This window comes from Kribbella amoyensis (genome assembly GCF_007828865.1).
Lineage (GTDB): Bacteria > Actinomycetota > Actinomycetes > Propionibacteriales > Kribbellaceae > Kribbella > Kribbella amoyensis.
The window spans coordinates 159,310-177,792 of sequence record NZ_VIVK01000003.1; the positions used below are offsets into that span (position 1 = coordinate 159,310).

At 67.4% G+C, this 18,483-nt stretch carries 19 protein-coding genes; 2 read left to right on the plus strand and 17 right to left on the minus strand.

From position 1 onward, the window contains the following. Positions 1–8: 8 nt before the first annotated feature. From FB561_RS34780 to FB561_RS34825, 10 genes are all read right to left on the minus strand, one after another. Positions 9–1,358 (minus strand): 8-oxoguanine deaminase, encoded by a 1,350-nt coding sequence (locus FB561_RS34780; protein ID WP_145814335.1) that lies wholly within the window; start codon positions 1,356–1,358, stop codon positions 9–11. After that, positions 1,355–1,822, minus strand: coding sequence for a (2Fe-2S)-binding protein (locus FB561_RS34785; RefSeq protein WP_145814336.1), 468 nt, complete (start codon positions 1,820–1,822; stop codon positions 1,355–1,357). The genes FB561_RS34780 and FB561_RS34785 overlap by 4 nt, the downstream gene beginning before the upstream one ends. Positions 1,823–1,832: 10 nt before the next feature. Next, positions 1,833–2,714 (minus strand): FAD binding domain-containing protein, encoded by an 882-nt coding sequence (locus FB561_RS34790; RefSeq protein ID WP_145814337.1) that lies wholly within the window; start codon positions 2,712–2,714, stop codon positions 1,833–1,835. A gap of 116 nt (positions 2,715–2,830) precedes the next feature. Next, the gene (gene alc / locus FB561_RS34795) at positions 2,831–3,985 is read right to left on the minus strand and encodes an allantoicase (protein ID WP_145814338.1); all 1,155 of its coding nucleotides are present in this window, start codon (positions 3,983–3,985) and stop codon (positions 2,831–2,833) included. Further along, positions 3,982–5,313: an allantoinase AllB gene (gene allB / locus FB561_RS34800; protein WP_145814339.1), complete on the minus strand. Its 1,332-nt coding sequence runs from the start codon at positions 5,311–5,313 to the stop codon at positions 3,982–3,984. Before allB ends, alc begins: the two co-directional genes overlap by 4 nt. A gap of 1 nt (position 5,314) precedes the next feature. Continuing rightward, positions 5,315–6,190 carry a factor-independent urate hydroxylase gene (gene pucL / locus FB561_RS34805; protein ID WP_145814340.1) on the minus strand — a complete coding sequence of 292 codons (876 nt, stop codon included), beginning with the start codon at positions 6,188–6,190 and terminating at the stop codon, positions 5,315–5,317. Between the two features lie 5 nt (positions 6,191–6,195). Further along, on the minus strand, positions 6,196–6,519 hold the full coding sequence (gene uraH / locus FB561_RS34810; RefSeq protein WP_145814341.1) for a hydroxyisourate hydrolase: 324 nt from the start codon (positions 6,517–6,519) through the stop codon (positions 6,196–6,198). Continuing rightward, positions 6,516–6,992 (minus strand): 2-oxo-4-hydroxy-4-carboxy-5-ureidoimidazoline decarboxylase, encoded by a 477-nt coding sequence (gene uraD, locus FB561_RS34815; RefSeq protein WP_145814342.1) that lies wholly within the window; start codon positions 6,990–6,992, stop codon positions 6,516–6,518. Before uraD ends, uraH begins: the two co-directional genes overlap by 4 nt. A 9-nt stretch (positions 6,993–7,001) precedes the next feature. Continuing rightward, positions 7,002–7,367, minus strand: a complete 366-nt coding sequence (locus tag FB561_RS34820) for an allophanate hydrolase-related protein (protein ID WP_145814343.1) — start codon at positions 7,365–7,367, stop codon at positions 7,002–7,004. 75 nt (positions 7,368–7,442) lie between these two features. After that, the gene (locus tag FB561_RS34825; protein ID WP_238335305.1) at positions 7,443–7,793 is read right to left on the minus strand and encodes a nucleotide pyrophosphohydrolase; all 351 of its coding nucleotides are present in this window, start codon (positions 7,791–7,793) and stop codon (positions 7,443–7,445) included. A gap of 135 nt (positions 7,794–7,928) precedes the next feature. On the opposite strand from FB561_RS34825, the gene FB561_RS34830 reads away from it, so the two are divergent. Together FB561_RS34830 and FB561_RS34835 are read left to right on the plus strand one after the other, a co-directional pair. Then, positions 7,929–9,818 (plus strand): DUF2075 domain-containing protein, encoded by a 1,890-nt coding sequence (locus FB561_RS34830; RefSeq protein WP_145814344.1) that lies wholly within the window; start codon positions 7,929–7,931, stop codon positions 9,816–9,818. Between the two features lie 102 nt (positions 9,819–9,920). Beyond that, positions 9,921–10,811, plus strand: a complete 891-nt coding sequence (locus FB561_RS34835; RefSeq protein WP_145814345.1) for an HNH endonuclease — start codon at positions 9,921–9,923, stop codon at positions 10,809–10,811. Here FB561_RS34835 and FB561_RS34840 read toward each other — a convergent pair. From FB561_RS34840 to FB561_RS34870, 7 genes are read right to left on the minus strand one after another with little or no spacing between them, the layout of a single operon-like run. After that, positions 10,784–11,743 carry a helix-turn-helix transcriptional regulator gene (locus tag FB561_RS34840; RefSeq protein ID WP_145814346.1) on the minus strand — a complete coding sequence of 320 codons (960 nt, stop codon included), beginning with the start codon at positions 11,741–11,743 and terminating at the stop codon, positions 10,784–10,786. The two genes, FB561_RS34835 and FB561_RS34840, sit on opposite strands and share 28 nt — an antisense overlap. A gap of 51 nt (positions 11,744–11,794) precedes the next feature. After that, a complete protein-coding gene (locus tag FB561_RS34845) occupies positions 11,795–12,868 on the minus strand; it encodes a DNA cytosine methyltransferase (protein ID WP_202881007.1) in 1,074 nt (357 codons plus the stop codon). Positions 12,869–12,908: 40 nt separating this feature from the next. Next, positions 12,909–13,931: a DNA cytosine methyltransferase gene (locus FB561_RS34850; protein WP_145814347.1), complete on the minus strand. Its 1,023-nt coding sequence runs from the start codon at positions 13,929–13,931 to the stop codon at positions 12,909–12,911. Between the two features lie 29 nt (positions 13,932–13,960). Next, positions 13,961–14,854, minus strand: a complete 894-nt coding sequence (locus FB561_RS34855; RefSeq protein ID WP_202881008.1) for a DUF6339 family protein — start codon at positions 14,852–14,854, stop codon at positions 13,961–13,963. Continuing rightward, positions 14,851–15,831 carry a hypothetical protein gene (locus FB561_RS34860; RefSeq protein WP_145814348.1) on the minus strand — a complete coding sequence of 327 codons (981 nt, stop codon included), beginning with the start codon at positions 15,829–15,831 and terminating at the stop codon, positions 14,851–14,853. The genes FB561_RS34855 and FB561_RS34860 overlap by 4 nt, the downstream gene beginning before the upstream one ends. Continuing rightward, entirely contained in the window at positions 15,828–17,981 is a 2,154-nt protein-coding gene (locus FB561_RS34865) for a helix-turn-helix transcriptional regulator (protein ID WP_145814349.1), read from the minus strand. Before FB561_RS34865 ends, FB561_RS34860 begins: the two co-directional genes overlap by 4 nt. Positions 17,982–18,023: 42 nt before the next feature. Then, positions 18,024–18,413 (minus strand): very short patch repair endonuclease, encoded by a 390-nt coding sequence (locus FB561_RS34870; RefSeq protein ID WP_145814350.1) that lies wholly within the window; start codon positions 18,411–18,413, stop codon positions 18,024–18,026. Positions 18,414–18,483 lie beyond the last annotated feature (70 nt).

Sequence of the window (18,483 nt, forward strand, 5' to 3'; positions counted from 1 at the left end):
CAATCCCGTCAGCGCCTGATCAACCTGTTGTGGGCGGCAACGACCTCGCCGCGGACGGTCTCCTCGTCGACCGTGACGAGGTGGTCCTGGTCGACGACGGTCCGCCCGTTCACCAGCAGGAGGTCGAGCGGCGGTGGCGACCCGAGGACCAGCGCCGCCACCGGGTCGTCGATCCCGGCGTGCGGCAGATCGTCCACCCGCCAGAGCGCCAGATCCGCGAGCTTGTCCGGCTCGATCGACCCGATCTCGTCCGACCGATCCAGCACGGCGGCTCCCCCGAGCGTCGCCAGCTCCAGCGCATCCCGGACGCCCAGCGCCTCCGCCCCACCAGCGGCCCGGGCGAAGAGCAGCGCGTGCCGTACCTCTTCCAGCATCGACCCCGCCTCGTTCGACGCCGACCCGTCGACCCCGAGCCCGACCCGTACCCCGGCGTCCCGCAGATCCCGGGTCCGCGCGATCCCCGCCCCCAACCGCGCGTTCGACGACGGGCAGTGCGCGACCCCGGTCCGCGTCGCCGCCAGCTTCTTCACCGCCGAGTCGTCCAGGTGCACCGCATGCGCCAGCCACACGTCAGGCCCCAGCCAGCCGAGTCGGTCGAGATAGTCCACCGGCGAACACCCGAACCGCTCCCGGCAGTACGCCTCCTCGTCCAGCGTCTCCGCCAGATGGGTGTGCAGCGAAACCCGGTGTTCGCGAGCCAGCCCAGCCGCCTCGATCAGCAGTTGCGCGCTCACCGAGAACGGCGAGCACGGCGCGACCCCGATCCGCAGCATCGCGCCGAACGACGGGTCGTGGTGCGCCGCGATCGCCTCGTGGGTCCGGACCAGGATCGTGTCCAGGTCCTCCACCACCTCGTCGGGCGGCAGCCCACCCGACGACCGGCCGAGATCCATCGATCCCCGGGTCGGGTGGAACCGCAGTCCCACCTCGCGCGCCGCCTCGACCGACGCGTCCAGCACATCGCCACCGGCGGACGGGAACACGTAATGGTGGTCCATCGTCGTCGTGCACCCGGTCCGGGCCAACCAGCCGAGCGCCCCGAGCGACGCGGCGTACACGATCTCCTCGTCCATCCGGGCCCACACCGGGTACAACGCGGTCAGCCAGCCGAAGAGGCCCTCGTCCACCGCCAGACCACGCGTCACCCACTGGTACAGATGCTGGTGCGTGTTCACGAACCCCGGTGTCAGCAAGCATCCCGATCCGTCGACGACGACCGCTCCGTCGACGTCCGGCGCGGTACCGTTGCCGACCGCCACGATCAAGGGGCCGTCGACCACGACGTACCCGTCCGCGTACTCGGTGCGCGTCGCGTCCATCGTCACGATCGCGCACCCGGTGATCACCGTGGCGGTCATCCGATCCTCCGGGACGCCGCAAGGTGGACCGCTTCCAGGATCTGCTCGTACCCCGTGCACCGGCAGAGGTTCCCGGCCAGCGCTTCGCGGATCTCCAGGTCGCTCGGATCGGGGTTGCCGCGGAGCAGCGCGTCGACCTGGACGAGCAGTCCCGGCGTACAGAATCCGCATTGCACCGCGCCCGTCTCGATGAACGCCTGCTGGACCGGGTGCAACCGCTCCCCGTCGGCCAGCCCCTCCACGGTCCGGATGTCCCGCCCGTCGGCCTGGCCCGCGGCGACCAGGCAAGCGCACACCGTCTCGCCGTCCAGGTACACCGTGCACGAGCCGCATTCGCCTTGTTCACAAGCGTTCTTGGACCCGGGCAGACCGAGCCGCTCGCGCAGGACGTAGAGCAGGCTCTCGCCCTCCCAGACGTCGTCGGCGTCGCGAGGCTGACCGTTGACGGTGCACGTGATCCGCATCCGAGTCACCTCACGCCGCGGCCCGGCCGGTCGTCCAGTAGTCGTCCCAGGCCCAGTTCACGGTGCGCCGGGCCAGGACGGACAGAGCGTGCCGCCGGTACGCCGCGGTGCCGCGCACGTCGTCGATCGGTGCTGCGGCCGCGGCGACGAGTCCGGCGAAGTGCTCGACCACCGACTCGGGAAGTGGTCCCCGACGATGCCAGAGATCGCGCTCCCGCAGTTCGCCGGTGAGGAACGCCTCCGCCTTCGCGGCCCGGATCGGAGTCGGGGCCGCCGAGCCGATCCCGGTCCCGATCACCTCCCGCTGCGGGTCGAGCGCGAGCGCGAACGAGCAGACCGCGATCACCATCGCGTTCCGCGGACCGATCTTGCTGAACTGCTGAGGTCCGCGGCTGATCGGGACGACGACCGCCGTGATCAGCTCGTCGGGCGCCAGGGCGTTGCGCTTGACCCCGGTGAAGAAGTCGTCGATCGGGATCCGGCGAACTCCCCGGACCGACGCCGCCTCGACCTCGGCGCCGGTCGCGAGCAACGGCGGGTGGCTGTCCCCGGCCGGCGAGGCGGCGCCGAGATTCCCGCCGACGGTGCCTCGGTTCCGGATCTGCGGTGAGCCGACCGTCCGGGCCGCCATCGCCAGCCCGGGCAGGAGGGCGCCGACCTCGTCGATCACGCGGCGGTAGCTGACGCCGGCCCCGAGCCGGACGAACCCGTCCTCGGCCGACCACTGCCGCGCCGCCGCGATCCGGGTCAGGTCGAGCAACGCCGTCGGCCGGCGCGCGGTCAGGTTCAGCTCGACCATGACGTCGGTCCCGCCGGTGATCGGCAGCGCGTCCGGAGCAGACGCTTTCAGCTCGAGCGCCTCGTCCCAGCCGACCGGTGTCAGGAAGTCCATGCCCGTCCCCCGTACGTCCCCCACCGCACCGCCCGGGTACGGCAGCCATCTCACGTACAGTCAACGACTTCCGCGCGCGGACGCCAACAGATCGGGCCAGAACTCACCCACCGTGATCACCGGGCTACGATTCGCGCGAGCAGCTCGGCAGGGAGTACGCCGGTCCCGGTGAAGGGCCGAGCCTCCGTCAACCTCACCGCATCCGCCTCGGCCAGACCGCCGTCGGCCGTCAGGACCTGGACCGCGTGGTCGGCCGGCAGCAGGTCGAGCCAGCGCAGCACAGAAGCTCGCAGCGTGGCGTCAGCCAGCTCACCGTGGACGCGCAGCCGGGCCATCCCGCCGTCGGGATAGACGTCGAGCCGAACGAACGTCGCGTCGGCCGCCGTCGCCGATCGAAACAGGTGCCGCGTATCCGGCTGCAGGCGCGTTCGCGGGACCAGGTCGAACCAGCGCGGATCGTCCCCACTCGGTACACCGCCGGCACCGTCGAGTCCCCGTAACGACGCCCACCCCGGCGCGTTCCCGACGAAGTACGACGTGTCCAGCTCGACCCGGCGGACCCTTCCCCGCGCGGCCAGCCGTACCGTCACGTGGTCGTTGCCGTCGTCCCGGCGGCGGGCGTTCTCCCAACCGTCGGCCATGGTCTGCGCTCGGCCTGGTTGCAGCAGCCGCGTCGGCGACGAGTAGAACTCGTTCGAGCACGCCACCACGGCCGCACCGTTCTCCACCGCGGCCAGGTCGACGGTGCCGTCCAGGAATCGCGGATCCGGGACCGGTTCGCCGTGCACGCGGAACCGCGCGACCCCGCCGTCCGGGTAGATCGACAGCCGCACATGCGTCCACCGATGAGGGTCCGTGATCTCGAACAGATTCTCCGCGTCCCCGGAGATCGCGCTCTCCGGTACGAGCGTCTCCCACCGAGCCCGCTCGAGCTCGTCGGGCGAAGGCGCTCCCTCCAGACTCGTCGCCTCCACCGACGCGGCCGGCGGGTAGTTCCCCTTGAACCAGCTGGTGTCGATGACGACGCCCCGCACCACGCCCGGTACGCCGAGCCGGACCACCGCGTGGTCGTGCCCCGGTTCGCGGCGACGCCGGGTCTCCCAGCCGTCGTAGACCTTGCCTTTGGGGCCGTAGTCCTCGGTCCAGAACACCGCGGGACCCGGCTTGATCAGGTTCTCCCGCTCGGCGAACAGCTCGTCGTTGGCCAGCACGACACTGCCGGCGAGATCCCGCGACGCCAGGTCGGGCCAGCGGGTGAAGTCGATGCTCACGAAGCGCCCCGGACGAGCAACCGCCCTCGTGGTACCCCGTCGACCTCGATCGGCTCGCCCCGCAACCACGTACTCCGCACCACGCCTGCCAGCGCGAGCCCGTCGTACGGAGTGAGCGGGCACTTGTGCCACAGCTTCGCCTGGTCGACGACGAACGCCTCGTCGGGAGCGAACACGCAGAAGTCGGCTTGCCGTCCCACCTCGATCGACCCACGATCCGTGAGCCCGGCCAGGCGTGCGGGGCTCTCGGCCATCCAGCGGGCGAGATCGCTGACCGTGTATCCGCGCCGGCTGGCCTGGGTCCACATCGCCGGGAGCCCGACCTGGAGCGACGCGATCCCACCCCAGGCGGCATCGAAGTCGCCGGTGTCGAACTGTTTGAGGTCGGCCGGGCAGGGCGAATGGTCGGACACGACGGCGTCGATCACGCCGTCGGCCAGCCCGCGCCAGAGTTCCTCGCGATTCACCGCCTCACGAATCGGCGGACAGCACTTGTACTGCGTCGCGCCCTCCCCGATCTCCTCGGCCACGAACACGAGGTAATGCGGACAGGTCTCCACCGAAACCGGTACCCCGGATCCACGCGCGGCCGCGAGTCGCGGTACCTCGTCCGTACTCGACAGGTGCAGTAGGTGCACCCGGCAACCAGTACGCGCTGCCAGGTCGAGCACGGTGACCACGGCAACGTCCTCGGCGCGACGCGGTCGGGAGCTGAGGAACTCGCGGTACATCCGGCCGTGCGGTTCCGGTGAGCGTTCGAGTGTGCCGGCGTCCTCGGCGTGGACGAGCAACAACCCGTCGAACTCGTGGATCTCGTGCAACGCCCGCTCCAACTCGGACGCGTTCAGCTGCGGGAACTCGTCGACGCCCGAAGGCGCGAGGAAGCACTTGAAGCCGAACACGCCCGCGTCGTGGAGGGCCCGCAGCTCCCCGAGATTCCCCGGCACCACGCCGCCCCAGAACCCGACGTCCACGAAGGCGTTGCCCTCGGCACACTTCCGTTTGAGGTCGAGGGCAACCACGTCCGTTGTCGGCGGCACGCTGTTCAACGGCATGTCCACGATCGTGGTGATCCCGCCGGCCGCTGCGGCCCGGGTCGCACTGGGGAACCCCTCCCACGCGGTCCGGCCGGGCTCGTTGACGTGGACGTGCGTGTCCACCAACCCGGGCATCAGGACGACGTCGTCCTCGAGCGTGATCACGTGGTCGGCTGGTGAGGGCGCGTCGTAGGCGTCGACCGCGACGATGCGCCCGGCCTCGACGCCGACCGATCGTGGTGCCTCGCCCGATGGAGTCACGACCCGCCGGGCCCGCAGGACGACGTCCATGTCAGCAGAACCCCGGTACGGCGTACCAGGCGGGCCCGGGATCCGGTCCGTCGTCCCGCAGTACCGTTGCCTCGATCAACCCGTACGGCCGGTCCGCGGCGAAGAAGACCTCGCCCGGATTCTCCACGCCGAACGGCTCCAGGTCGACCAGGAAGTGGTGCCGATTCGGTGCCGAGAACCGGATCTCGGCGACCTCGGGCCGTTGCTCCAGGACCACCTGGCCCATCGCGTACAACGTGTGCTGCAACGCGTGGCTGTACACCTCGGCGAACGTTGTCAGCAGCAACGTCCTGATCGCGGACCAGGACGCGTCCCAGTCGAGCTCGGTCCCGGTGTACCGCCAGCGCGCGATCAGCGAGGTGGCCAGGATCCGGTCGTCGGTCTCCGGCAACGTCGTGTACCGGTCCTGGAGGAACCCGCGGAACTCCGACCCGGTGGTCTTCGCGATCACGAGGTCCTTCAACCCCGACACGACCCAGGCCCGGTCGTCGGCCACGGTGACGACGGTGGTCCGCGTCTCCTGGCCGCGCCGGACGAACGAGTAGTCGTTGACCCGGTCCCAGCTGTACTCGTCGATGCCGATCTGGGCGCCGTCGACCGCGGGGAGTTCCTCGACGAAGTGCCGGCCGAGTTGCAGGCCGAAGTCCTCGATCGTGCGGATCCCCTTCTCCGCGGCGTACGCGAACACCGTGTTCTTCTGCGAATCCGTCGGCAGTACGGCAGCCTGGTCACCGGTCACGTGCGCCGCCTCGAAGTCGCCGCGCAACGCCGTACTCACGGCCAGGTCCCGGAGTTCGTGCCGCGCCGTGTCCCGGTACACCCGCACCACCCGGGTCTCCGCCTTGCCGTACTGGTTCGGGCCGAGGACGATCGCCATCCGGATCAGCTCCCTCTGTACGTGGAGTAGGAGAACGGGCTGAGCAACAACGGAACGTGCAGGTGCGAGGCCGGATCCGTGACCGTGAACGCCACGATCACCTGCGGGAAGAAACAGGTCCGGCCGTTCTTCGCGAAGTACGCGGACGCCTCGAAGATCAGCCGGTAGTTGCCCGGCCGGCCGAGCGCGGGCCCGAGTTCGCCGACCCGGCCGTCGACGTCGGTGACGCCGGACCCGAGCACCGTGAACGGGTCGATCGCCTCCAGCAGGACCGACACCCCGACCGCGGGCCGGCCCGTCGTGGTGTCGAGAACGTGTGTGCTGATCATCCGCCAACCACCTTCCTCAACCGCAACAGCGCGATCTTGCGGAGCTCGTCGCGGACCACGGCCCGTTCCCCGGCGTCGTCGTTGCCCAGCCGCCGTTCGGCCGCGGCCAGGATCTCGTCCGCGCCGAGCCCGGTCGCGCAGATCAGGAAGACCCGGTCGAACCGCTTCTCGTACCGCCGGTTCACCTCCGCGAGCGCGGCCAGCGTTTTGGTGTCCCGCCTGACCGCGCCCTGCTCAGTGGCGGACTGGCCCGTCGCCCGATCACCGATCCGCGGATGAGCGTCCAGTGCCCGATCGACGTCGGCGTCCGTCAACTCACCCAGCGCCTCGTCAGCCGCGTCGAGAAGGGCGGCGAGGTCGGGGTACGGGCGTCCCTCGACCAACCGATCCGCCCACCAGGGCACATCGCAGCACGTCAGCAACTCCCCCCGGGCGCTGCCGGCGTCCACCGCATTGAACCCCTCCAGGCCCACACCAAGAGGCTACTCCCGGTACGCCCGCCACCCGCCGTACTCGGTGATCTCCCGATGCCACCCCGACTCCCCCGCCCGCAACGCCACCGCCAGCGCGTACGACCCGTCGCTCAACTCGACCACGGTGAGCTCGAGCTCCGGCGGCTCCGCAGGCAGGAACCGCTCCGCAATCACGTCCAACGGCACGTCGTACAACTCCCCAGCGATCTCCGCCCCACCGTCCTCGGCCACCTGCAAAGCGGGAAACTCGTCGCGCACCGAGTAGAACCGGTACCTCGCGGCCGTCCGCACCTCCCCAAGGAACGGGTACCCGGCAATCGTCGGATGCACCCGCCCCCCACGCATCCCCTCCCCATTCACGAACAGGTTCACCATGCCCACACCTCCCAGCCCCATGCTGAAAGCCTCCCCCACAACCTGTCCATCACCAGAGCCCGAGTCGAGGTCGGCTCACAGGGCCTTGTCAGGCGCCTCACCGCGTACGTCGCCGGCCGGGAAGCGCTGGGCCGAGTCGGCCAGTTTCGCCCGCGTGACCTCGGCGAGGTCGATGTCCAGGACATCAGCCAGCCGCACGAGGTATGCGAGTACGTCGGCCAGTTCCTCCGCCGCCCGCCGCCGGAGCGGATCGGAGGCGGCGCGCTCGATCGCCTGATCGGCCGGCACCCACTGGAACAGTTCGGCCAGCTCACCGACCTCGCCGACAAGGGCGAGCAGCAACGACTTCGGGTCGTGGAACTGCGCCCAGTCCCGCTCGTCGGTGAAGGCCCGCATCCGGTCTCGCAACTCGATCAGATCTGACACGCCGCGAGCATGCCACGGATTCCACACCCCGCGCGTACTGGCTAAAGTCTTTGTCGCGGCCCGACGGGCTTCCGGTTCACAGGACAGGCCCCCACCCGCACGACCTTGTTTCGTGCTGCCTGGGGGACCTCAGCTGTGACGTTGTTTCGCCATTCCGCCATCGGATTCGCCGAACTCACCCTGGACGGGTCCCTGGCCGCGAGGATCGCCGAGCAGATGCGTCACCACACCGGCCGCCGGGTCGCCCCGGCCGAGGTCAGGTCCTGGGAACGCAGTCTGCCGATCCTGGCGCAGGACCTCGTCCAGGCCGGACTCGACCAGGTCGAGGTCCTGGTCGAGCACCACCTCCCGCTCACCTCGAAACGCGCCGACGTCATCCTCGCCGGACGCCACCCGCGCACCGGCGGACCGTCGTACGTGGTGGTCGAGCTGAAGCAGTGGAGCCGGGCCGTGGCCTGGCAGGACGACCGTGAACTGGTCCTCATCGACGGTTTCCCGCGGGATCCGAGACTGCACCCGGTCGCCCAGGTCCGCGGGTACTGCGATTATCTCGCCGACTTCACCCGATTCCTCGACGGCGACGACGACGCGCTCGCGGGCGCGGCGTACCTGCACAACGCGAACTCCGAGACCGCGGTCAAGGATCTCTTCGAGTACCCGCAGGACCAGCGCGGCCGGTTGTTCATCGGCGCCCGGCGCTCCGAGTTCACCGACTTCCTCCGTGAACGCCTCGACCCCGGGGTTCCAGGCGGCCCGTACGCCGATCAGCTGATCCAGTCGGCGGTGGCACCGTCCAAGCAACTGCTCGCCGTCGCGGCCGACGAGGTCCAGCGGCGCGAGCAGTTCGTCCTGGTCGCCGAACAGAAGCTGGCCCACTCGGTGGTCCTGCACGAGGTCGATCGGGCGCGTCGCGGCGACCAGAAGGCGATCGTCCTCGTCACCGGCGGACCCGGAAGCGGCAAGAGCGTGATCGCCCTCTCGCTCTTCGGCGAACTGTCCCGCCGCGGCCGCAGCGTGCTGCACGCCACCGGCTCGAGGTCGTTCACCCAGACCCTGCGCAAGGTCGCCGGTCACCGGCAGCCGCGGGTACAGCGGATGTTCAAGTACTTCAACCAGTTCATGGACGCCGAACCGAACGACCTCGACGTCCTCATCCTGGACGAGGCCCACCGGATCCGTGAGACCTCGGTCGACCGGTACACCAAGGCCGAGTTCCGGACCGGCCGACCGCAGATCGACGAGCTGATCGCGGCAGCCCGGGTCCCCGTCTTCCTGCTCGACGAACACCAGGTGGTCAAGCCCGGCGAACTCGGCACAGCCGCCGACATCGAGCGGTACGCCGCCGCGCTCGGCCTCGACGTTCATCGGATCGACCTCGACGCGCAGTTCCGTTGCGGCGGGAGCGAGGAGTACGTCCAGTGGGTTCTGCGGCTCCTCGGTCTCGGTGACGGTGAGCCCGTTGCGTGGAGGGGCGATCCGTCCTTCGAGGTCGTGATCGCGGATACCGCGGCCGCGATGGAGGCGATGCTGCGGGAGAAGGCCGACGCCGGCTACGGCGCCCGGATGGCCGCGGGGTACTGCTGGCCGTGGAGCGACCCTCGTGCCGACCAGACGCTGGTCCACGACGTCCGGATCGACGACTGGTCGCGGCCCTGGAACCTCAAAGGTGACCGGAAGATCGGCGACGCACCGCCCGCCGCACTGTGGGCGACCGACCCGAACGGCTTCGGCCAAGTCGGCTGCGTCTACACCGCCCAGGGCTTCGAGTACGACTGGAGCGGCGTGATCCTCGGACCCGACCTCGTCTGGCGCGACGACCGGTTCGTCACGGTCCGGGACGCGAACAAGGATCCCGCTTTCCGCAATCGCAAGACGGTCGACGACCTGACGTTCGACCGTCTGGTCCGCAACACGTACAAGGTCCTGCTGACCCGAGGGATGGTCGGCACCGTCCTGTACTCCACCGACCGGGAAACCCGCGACGCCCTCCAGCGCCTGGTCGCCGGCGACCTCGTCCACATCTGACCGAAGAACTAGTCCGACCGAACCGCAAGCAGCGGCCCGACAGGCTTCCGATCCAGGACATGCCTCCACCCGCAGCGAATCTCTCGCTGGAGGGGCATCCCCATGTCCGGATGGATCATCAACGTCGACGGCGACCGCGCCGGCAACTGGCAGATCGCCAAGGACCACCGGGTCTGGGCGACCACCCGCCGGTACGACGTCGCGGCGGGCGACGACCTGTTCTTCTGGCAGACCGGAGGCGGCGGCCTCATCGCGCATGCCTTGGCCGCCGAGAACGCCCGCCCGGTCACCGAGACCGAGGGCGTGCCGTGGCCCGACCACGCCGAACGTCATTACGTCAGCCGCTTCGACCTCGAAGCGATCGCCCAGCCTCCGGAGCCCGGCACCAAGTCGTGGAGGGTGCTGCAGGACCTCGGCGAGTTCTCAGGCCTGGCCAACCGCGGCGTGACCCGGATCGACAGCAACCAAGGCATAGCGCGTCTCCGCGAACTTCTCGGCCGAGGTCTTGAACCGGACATCACCCCGGCGATCCAGCGGAAGGTCGAGGCTGACCGTGAGGCCGTGGACTCGGTCGGGGACGCTCGACAGTTCGTCGAACGTTCCGTCGCACAACGTCGAGGTCAACCGCAGTTCCGCCTCGCCCTTCTCCGCGCGTACGACAACCGCTGCTGCCTGACCGGCTGCGACGCCGTCGCCGCTTTGGAAGCAGCCCACATCTATCCATATCGGGGCGACCACACAAACGTGGTGACCAATGGCCTGCTCCTCAGAGCCGACTTGCACACGCTGTTCGATCTCCTCGACCTGACCATCGACGCGACCACCCGTACCGTCTGCCTCTCTCCGAACCTCCGAGCCTCGACCTACGCGTCCCTCGAAGGCCTTGAACTACGCGAACCGACCAGCCCCACCGCCAGGCCCGCGACCGATGCGCTGACGTCCCACAACAACCTCTTCGAGAAGCGTCACGGCTTGTCGCCGGCCGCTCGGTAGTACCGGTCGCCCATTCGCCGGAGTGCGGCGGACAGTTCTGGTTTGTCGTGGACCTCGAAGTCGCAGTCGAGCATGCCCAACCAGAGGGCGAGCTGGTCCGGCGTGTCGGAACCGAACTCGACGACACAACTCCCGTCGTCGAGTACCTCGGCGTCGATCGGGATCGGCATCCGCGACTGCACGTACTCGGCCGACGCGTACACCCGTACGTTCGCCCGGAACTGCCAGGCCGACTTCCCGACCACCGTCTTGACGTACTCGGCCACGTCCTCCTCCGGCAACTCGCGAGGCGTGAACCGCGGACCGTTCGGTGTCTTCGGCGCGATCCGGTCCACCCTGAACGTCCGCCAGTCGTCCCGCTCGTTGTCCCAGGCAACCAGGTACCACCGCTGCCCCCACGCGACCAGCCGATGCGGCTCCACGGTACGAACCCCCGTCGACCGATCCCGCTTCACGTAGTCGAACCGAAGCCGCTCATTCGCCCGGATTGCGCCGGCTACCACGGTCAGTACCTCGGCATCAACGGTCGGCCCGTTCCCCGAAACGGCAACGGTCGCGGCCTGGATCGCCCGGACCCGATGCCGCAACCGCGAAGGCAACACCTGCTCCAACTTCACCAAAGCCCGAACCGAAGACTCCTCGATCCCCGCCACACCCCCAGCAGCCGCCGTCCGCAACCCCACAGCAACGGCAACCGCCTCGTCGTCATCCAGCAGAAGCGGCGGAAGCGCAGCCCCAGCCCCCAACCGATACCCACCCGCAACCCCCGGCCGAGCCTCCACGGGGTACCCAAGATTCCGCAACTTCTCCACATCGGCCCGCAAGGTCCGAGTGGAAACCCCAAGCCGCCCAGCCAACTCAGGCCCACCCCACTCAACCCGAACCTGAAGAAGCGACAAAAGCCGAAGCAGGCGCGCCGAGGTCTCAAGCATGGATCGATCATCCCAGCGATCGCGGAAGAGAGCCTTCCTTGATGCGTCGAGCTAGCTGATTACGACTGAATCCTTCACACTGAACCAGTTTTGGTCCACGAAAGCCCGCAGCGCTGCCTGTTCGACATCGCGCAGTAGAGCTGCAGCCAGAACATGGGCCGCAAGCAGCGGAGGGATGGCATTTCCGATCTGCTGGGATACGTCCTTACCGGACCAGGGATAGTCCGCCGGAAAGGTTTGAAGGCGCCCAGCCTCCGAAAGGGTGAACCGATCCAGCTCGGCTCCGTCACTCGAGACCAGTCGGTTGCGGGACACCTTGCCGGTGACGGTGGCAGCTGGCTCAACCGACGTTCGCCGGCCGCGAAGCTTGGGATCTCCGCCGGTTCCGTAATTAGAGATCACTGTGAACCCGCCGGATCGCTTCAGTGCGCCCCCCATGGTCTCCCACGGCAGTAGGTCGGGGTCACCGGCGAGTCTTTCTACACCTCGGCGGAAACGGCGGTGCGTCGGGGCAGGCAGTTCCGGCTTCTCGTCGCGGCGTGCGATCAATATCGCTCGCCGACGAGTTTGCGGCACGCCATACTCCTCTGTGTGAAGCACTCCGTACGACGCTTTGTACCCGATACCCTCGAGCGCTTCGGCTATTCCAGCCCAGACCGGCAGTACTGCGGGAACCTGTTCGAGGACGATGGCCTCATAGGGGCGCTGCAGGGCGTGAGCTTCGAGCGCCCAGCGCAATGGCTCGAGGACAAGTCCCGTACGCTCGTCATCCAATTCATGCAAACCGATGGACTCGCCTGCCGCCATCTTTTTCACAAAGGCCAAGACCCGATCGAGTGCGCGCCGCCCAGCCCCGGACCCAGCAACTGTATAGGTCTGGCAGGGCGGCCCCCCGGTCAGAATAGTGGCCGCCGGGAAGTCCTTCGGTCCAAAGTCTCTGACGTCCGCGTGTTTGGTGCGGATCCCCGCCGCGCGCCTCGTGGCGCAAGCGTTCGCGTCCCACTCGATCCCCACCGCTGCCACGCCCAGCCAACGGGCGGCAACATCCAGCCCCCCGGGCCCCGCGAACAGGTCCACCATCTGCACCTCAGCAGACGGATCGATCTGCTCCGCGCTGCCTCTCATGGAGCCGGATTCTAGCCGCATACCGACCAGGCACGCACAATCAACACGCCTCCAGCGCGGCCCGGAGGGCCAGCCCGACCGCGCGACTGACTGGCGGTGGCGAAGCGTTGCCGATCTGCCGATAGCGAGCGGTCTTCCGCCCTGCGAACTGCCAGTCCGGCGGGAACCCTTGCAAGGTCGCCACCTGCTCCAGCGTCAGCTTGACGAAGCCGGACAGATCCGCGCTCGGATCGAAGTGGAAATCCGGGCCAGGCACCTGGTCGGCAAGGCTACGGCCGTTCACTCCTATCCGAGCCCATGCTCTCTTCGTCCCGGTTGGGCCGAGGTCCGCACCTCCCCGTTTCCACGAGCCACCGACCACAGTCGGCGCGACCCTGTCCGCCTGCGCCGCCCACTCTGCTGCTCCACGCCAACCCCTGGATCCCATAGATCGGGACAATGCCTCTCCGACCGTGCTCTTGGTTGCAAGACCAACGGGCGCGTCGAATGCGTAGATCGCATCTCCCTTGAGAGCAACGAGGAATCCCTGCCGACGATCCTGCGGTACGCCGAAGTCCGCCGCGTTGAGAACAAACCACCTGAGGTCATACCCCAAGTGGACAAGCTCGTCTCGGACGAATTGTCTGATGGGCTCGAACGCCGGCTTCGTGACGAGATCCGGCATGTTCTCGAGCACAAGCGCTCTGGGTTGCATTCCGTGAACCAGAAAGATGGTGGCCCGGATGAGCTCGAGCTCGGGGTCACTGCCATTCGCCCGGGACGCGCCGGCGGCGCCTTTCACCCGCGGCAGACCGGCAGACAGCAAATCCACATCGTAGGTCTGCTGATGCAGGCTCGGATCAAACGTGCGCAGGTCGGCCTCGAGAACGTCCCAGCCGGGGCGGTTGAGCCGCAATGTCTCGCAGGCCACCAGGTGATCATCGATCAGCACGACCGGATCGAAGCCTGCAGACTCGAGACCGAGTGCCAAACCGCCACCGCCCGCACAGATCTCGACTGACTTGAACCGCTTCGTCGCCGCGGTCGATGGCTGCTCGCCTTCGATCCGGCTCGTTTCAGTCATCGTCTCTCCACCCGTCCAGTGATGATCTTTCAGTTCGGGGCCTCATCGTCAGACGAATGCCTGGGGCGTTGGCGTACCGGAGCTTCCGCGAGCAGGTTCTCGAAGAGTGGGAGCAATGTCCTGACCGCCGTGGCACTGACCTCGCCATCTTCGGGGCCGTAGGGCAACCGCTCCCAGGGCACTGCGGACATGGTCTCCGCGTCCGCAATCCAGTTGTACAAAGCCGAGGGGTCATTCACCTGGTCCGGAGCAAGGATGTCGTACATCAACGTGCTTCCGGCCGCGTTCACAGCCGACGAAAGTGCGTTGACCTGATCACCGAGCCGCGGTGTGCCCGCAGCTGTCAGACGCTTCAGCACCTCGACGATGGTGAGAGCGGTCGGACGGTGATCGATGACATCAAGTCGCATGGTGGTGTTCAGCACATCCTGAACCTGACATGCGACCTCCACTGACCGATAGTCGCCACCGTTGCGGAACAGTTCCGCGGCCCACCACAATCTGGCCAGCGCCTGCGTGTAATGCGGGCCGCAGAATCGCCCGGCAGCGACTGATTCTTTTCCGCGGTGTCTCCAGACGACGTAGTCCGGGCCAACAATCAAGGAGAGGTAGTTCCAGCGCCTGCTGTCGGCTGCCTCTGCTCTCGTCATTCGCAAAGTTGCGTGCAGGCGCGGCGCGAGCCAAGCGTCGGCCTTCACCCGCTGGCCGTCAAAGCGATGCATTGCTTCGACCAGCAGCTCTCGGACTGGTGCGGTGCGCCAACGTGCTTCCGTCTCGGGAAGTTCCTCCGCTGCCTTGCGCAGAGCCACGTGTGGCGGACTGTCGTGCCCGGACCGGACACCCTGGCCGAGATATTCGGACACAACGGAGTCCGGCAACAGTCCCAGCGTGGCCGGGAGATCCGCGTCGATCACGGTCGTCATCGTCGCTCTCCTTCGTCGCCCCGGACCACGGTTCGCACCCCGTTTGTCAGCTTCTTGGTCACCTGGGTCCGCCTGCCGACAGCAAACTGGATGCTCGACTGGAGACCGGACCAGCCGAACCCCTTCGATCGACGCTCGTTGATCTCGTAAAGTGCATCGTTCAGTTGCCTGCCAGGCAGGATGTCCGGCAGCATCATGCGCAAGACCTGCCCTCGCCAGCCGGAGGGCAGGAGCGGAGTACCGTCCTCGTCGAATTCAAGATCCGCGATCGCCGTGTGGAACATCGCGGTCCACGCATCCTGCGCAATCTGACTCGCTGTGACTTCCCGCAGAAGCTTTTCTGCCGAGTCACCACCCACGCCGTCGAGGATGTCGAGAAGACCCTCGACTCCGCCGGTGTTCAGATAAACCGTGGGAATGTCGCCCGTCGTGTCGACGATCCACGGCGAGTCCTTGAAGGGTTTCAACCAGTCCTGCTCGCCGTCCGCGAAGTCTGCATGAACGATGTCGACCGCACGTTGACGAATCGGATCGGCAGCCTGGATGTCGATGTACCAATCCTGCCTGGCCGTGCCGATGACGCGTCCGCCGACATCGCCGACAGTCGCCACTGCCGCCAGGCCGAGGATCGCTCGACCTGAGTGACTCCCTCGTACGAGTTCGATGGCTCCGTGCCAGCGGCCGTCGACGCCACGCGCCAGGCGAGCGGTCGAGCGGGCATTGGTCGCTTTCTCACTGAGGATCGCGAGACAGGAAACGTCGGACCATGGTCCGTCCACGACCTCACCATCGGGGATCGTGCCCCTCAGTTGAAGCGTCGCGGAGTGCCAGTCGGCGCGACCGGCCTGATCGAGAGCGACCGTCCGTTCGGCCCTCGAGATCTTGGAGTACGGCAGGTCACCGCCGTCGACAGTGACGCTCAAGACCTCAAGGTCGACATCGCCGAACAGCGTCGGATATGAGAAGACCGGGATCACGATGAACCTCCACGAGCCTTCTGAACCTCGACGATCAGTCGGGCGAACGCACCATTCACAGGATGCGACCCCCGGTCGGTCAGGCCGACGAACGCGGCCGACCGCACCCCTGGCTCAACGATCAGATTGCCGTCGTCCACATGGCAGTTCTGGGTGGACGTCAGCGACTTCCATGCCACTGTGGGTCGTCCTCCAGACCTCACATCGAACTTCGCGACCGGCGTGAGCACCCAGCGGTCCTGGGCCTCCGGCAAGCGAATGTCAACTCGCACTTGCCATGCGCCGGTGTCCTCGATGTGAGCGCTGACATTATGAACCGTCGGAACACCGGACGCCCGGCGGCCACTGCCTGCCCCGTCGAGCTTCAGGAGCTCCCGAAGTGCTGACGGCCCGGCCGTACTCGACACTTCACGCTTCCCAATGAGCCGGCGGACCGCACGGTCGATCTCTTGACGAAACTCGTGAAGCCTGCTCAGGGCGCCACGCTCGTAGCTGGATGTCAGTTCCTCCGTGCGATCCCATCGATCATGCTCGGGTGGCTCCGAGGCACGAAGGAATCGCTCCGCCACAGCGACGTCGTCATCGGTTCGACCGGTCGCGTAGCCGGCGAGCAGCACCGCGAGGAACGGGGTCGCGCCGAGCGGAAGGTCCTGCGGACGACGCTCCATGACCGTCATGCGGTTGCCGCGCATGCAGATGATCCGATTGATGCGATCGGCTTGGTCATCGGCGGCCGTGAGCAGCAGGACAGCCGAGTGTTCTGTCGACCTCCCCCTCGAGCCCGCCCGAAGTGGAGGAATGACAAGAGGTACATCGGTGCGGGCCACCTGTTCTCCCGCCGACAGGCTGCTGACGGTTTCACCGTTCAGATAGGCCTGCATCGCCCGACTGAGGGCGGGATGGACCCGATGAGGATCCACTCGCTCCTCAGGAATCAGCACTTGGCCGTTGCGCAGGGTGGTGACGCTGGCTTCAACGATCGGAGTGGCGTCCCGCCCTGCGACCATCGCGGCCCAGAAGCCGTCCGCGAGTGATCGCACCAGCTTGTCGTGCATTTCCTGGAGATTGGTTGCATCCCCTGAAGCATCGTGAGCTCCGACGATGAGGAACGAAGTCCCGGCCTCCGCGACAGGACGCTCCAGCTGCAGACTGCGAACCGTTGCCTCGTCGGCCCACCACGAGCGGGACACCGCAACTCCACGGTCGGTGTCCGGTTCCCCGAACCATGCGGGGCCGGCGTACGCCACACCGTCCACCTCGTGCCAGGGAAGATCCAGCCGGCCGATCACCCTGCGCTGGTTGCGGCCCTCGTGGGGCGAGGAAAGGGTCGAGTTGATCAGAACCAGCCCGAATCGGCTGGTTGCCCAGAGCGTCGCCTTTCCGAGCCCGTAAGATCCGCCGGCCCGCCCACCGAACTGCTTGTGGCTGTCGAGCTGACGACGAACCACCGCAGCGAACCGCCCGTCGTCGTACTCCGGGCCGGTGAGCCCGGCAGCATTGAAGTCGTCCACCCGAAGCAGAACGAGTGTCCGCTCGGAAGCCAGGTCGTCGAGGGCAGCGCGGAGACTCAGCGCGACCTTCTGTCCAGTCGACGCGGCGCTCTCATAGTGCCCCTCGAGCGAACTCCAATGCACTGCCGCCAGGAACGCGTCGAGGTGTTCACCGCTGAGCTCCTGCATGGTGTATCGGATGCTCACCGGTTTCGTCTGATCCAGCCGCTCATCGACAGAGTTCTGCGTCGCCTCTCGCGCCAGGACCGACAGATCGGCGGCGAACGCGAAGGCGGCAGCATTCCCGTACTCTCGGCCGCCATCGGCATGTGCCGGACGATGGTGCCATCGAACGGGAAGATTGGCGACCACGTCAGCGGTGCGATTGTGGATGGCTGCCTCATCCGTGCCGAGCACGGCAGCTATGGCTCTCTTGGTCTCCTCACGCGGTTCAGCGCGACCTGTCACCCAGGCGGACACCGCGGCTCGCGTCAGCCCGAGCGTGTCGGCCAGCTGCGTCTGTGACATGTCAACACGACGGAGCTGGCGGCCCAGCCATGGTCCAAAATCTTCCCCGCCATCCGTACTCACACGACCCCCTCGACGATCCCCAGCAAGTCGAGTCAAAGCATATTTGACAGAAGAGACTCCGTCAAACATTAATTGATAGCTTGGGCTTCCACGTCAAAACTGATGGCCGAGTCACAGGCCCCTCGCGACTCGGCGCTGCATGACCACCTCGTGCACGTGGAGCGCAGCCCGCTGTGGAGGCTCGTGCTCCCACACCCGAACGACCAACCAACCGGCCTCGGCAAACCGCGCGTCCGTGTCGACGTCACGGCTGCGGTTCCCCTCGATCTTCGCCCGCCAGAACTCGGCATTGTTCCTCGGCCATGTCGCGTGCTGCGGACACCCATGCCAGAAGCAACCGTCGACGAAAACGGCAACCTTGACCGATGGAAACACCAGGTCCGCCTCACGCCGAACCCCCTTCACCGGACGTCTGTGCAGCCGGTAGCGGAGGCCCAGGGCATGCAGCGCTCGGCGAAGCAAGATCTCGGTCTGCGTGTTGCGTGACTTCTGTTTGCTCATCCGTGCGCGCACACTCGAGGACGCTTCCAATGGCTCCACAATTCATTCTGACTGTCGATGGTCTATGGGC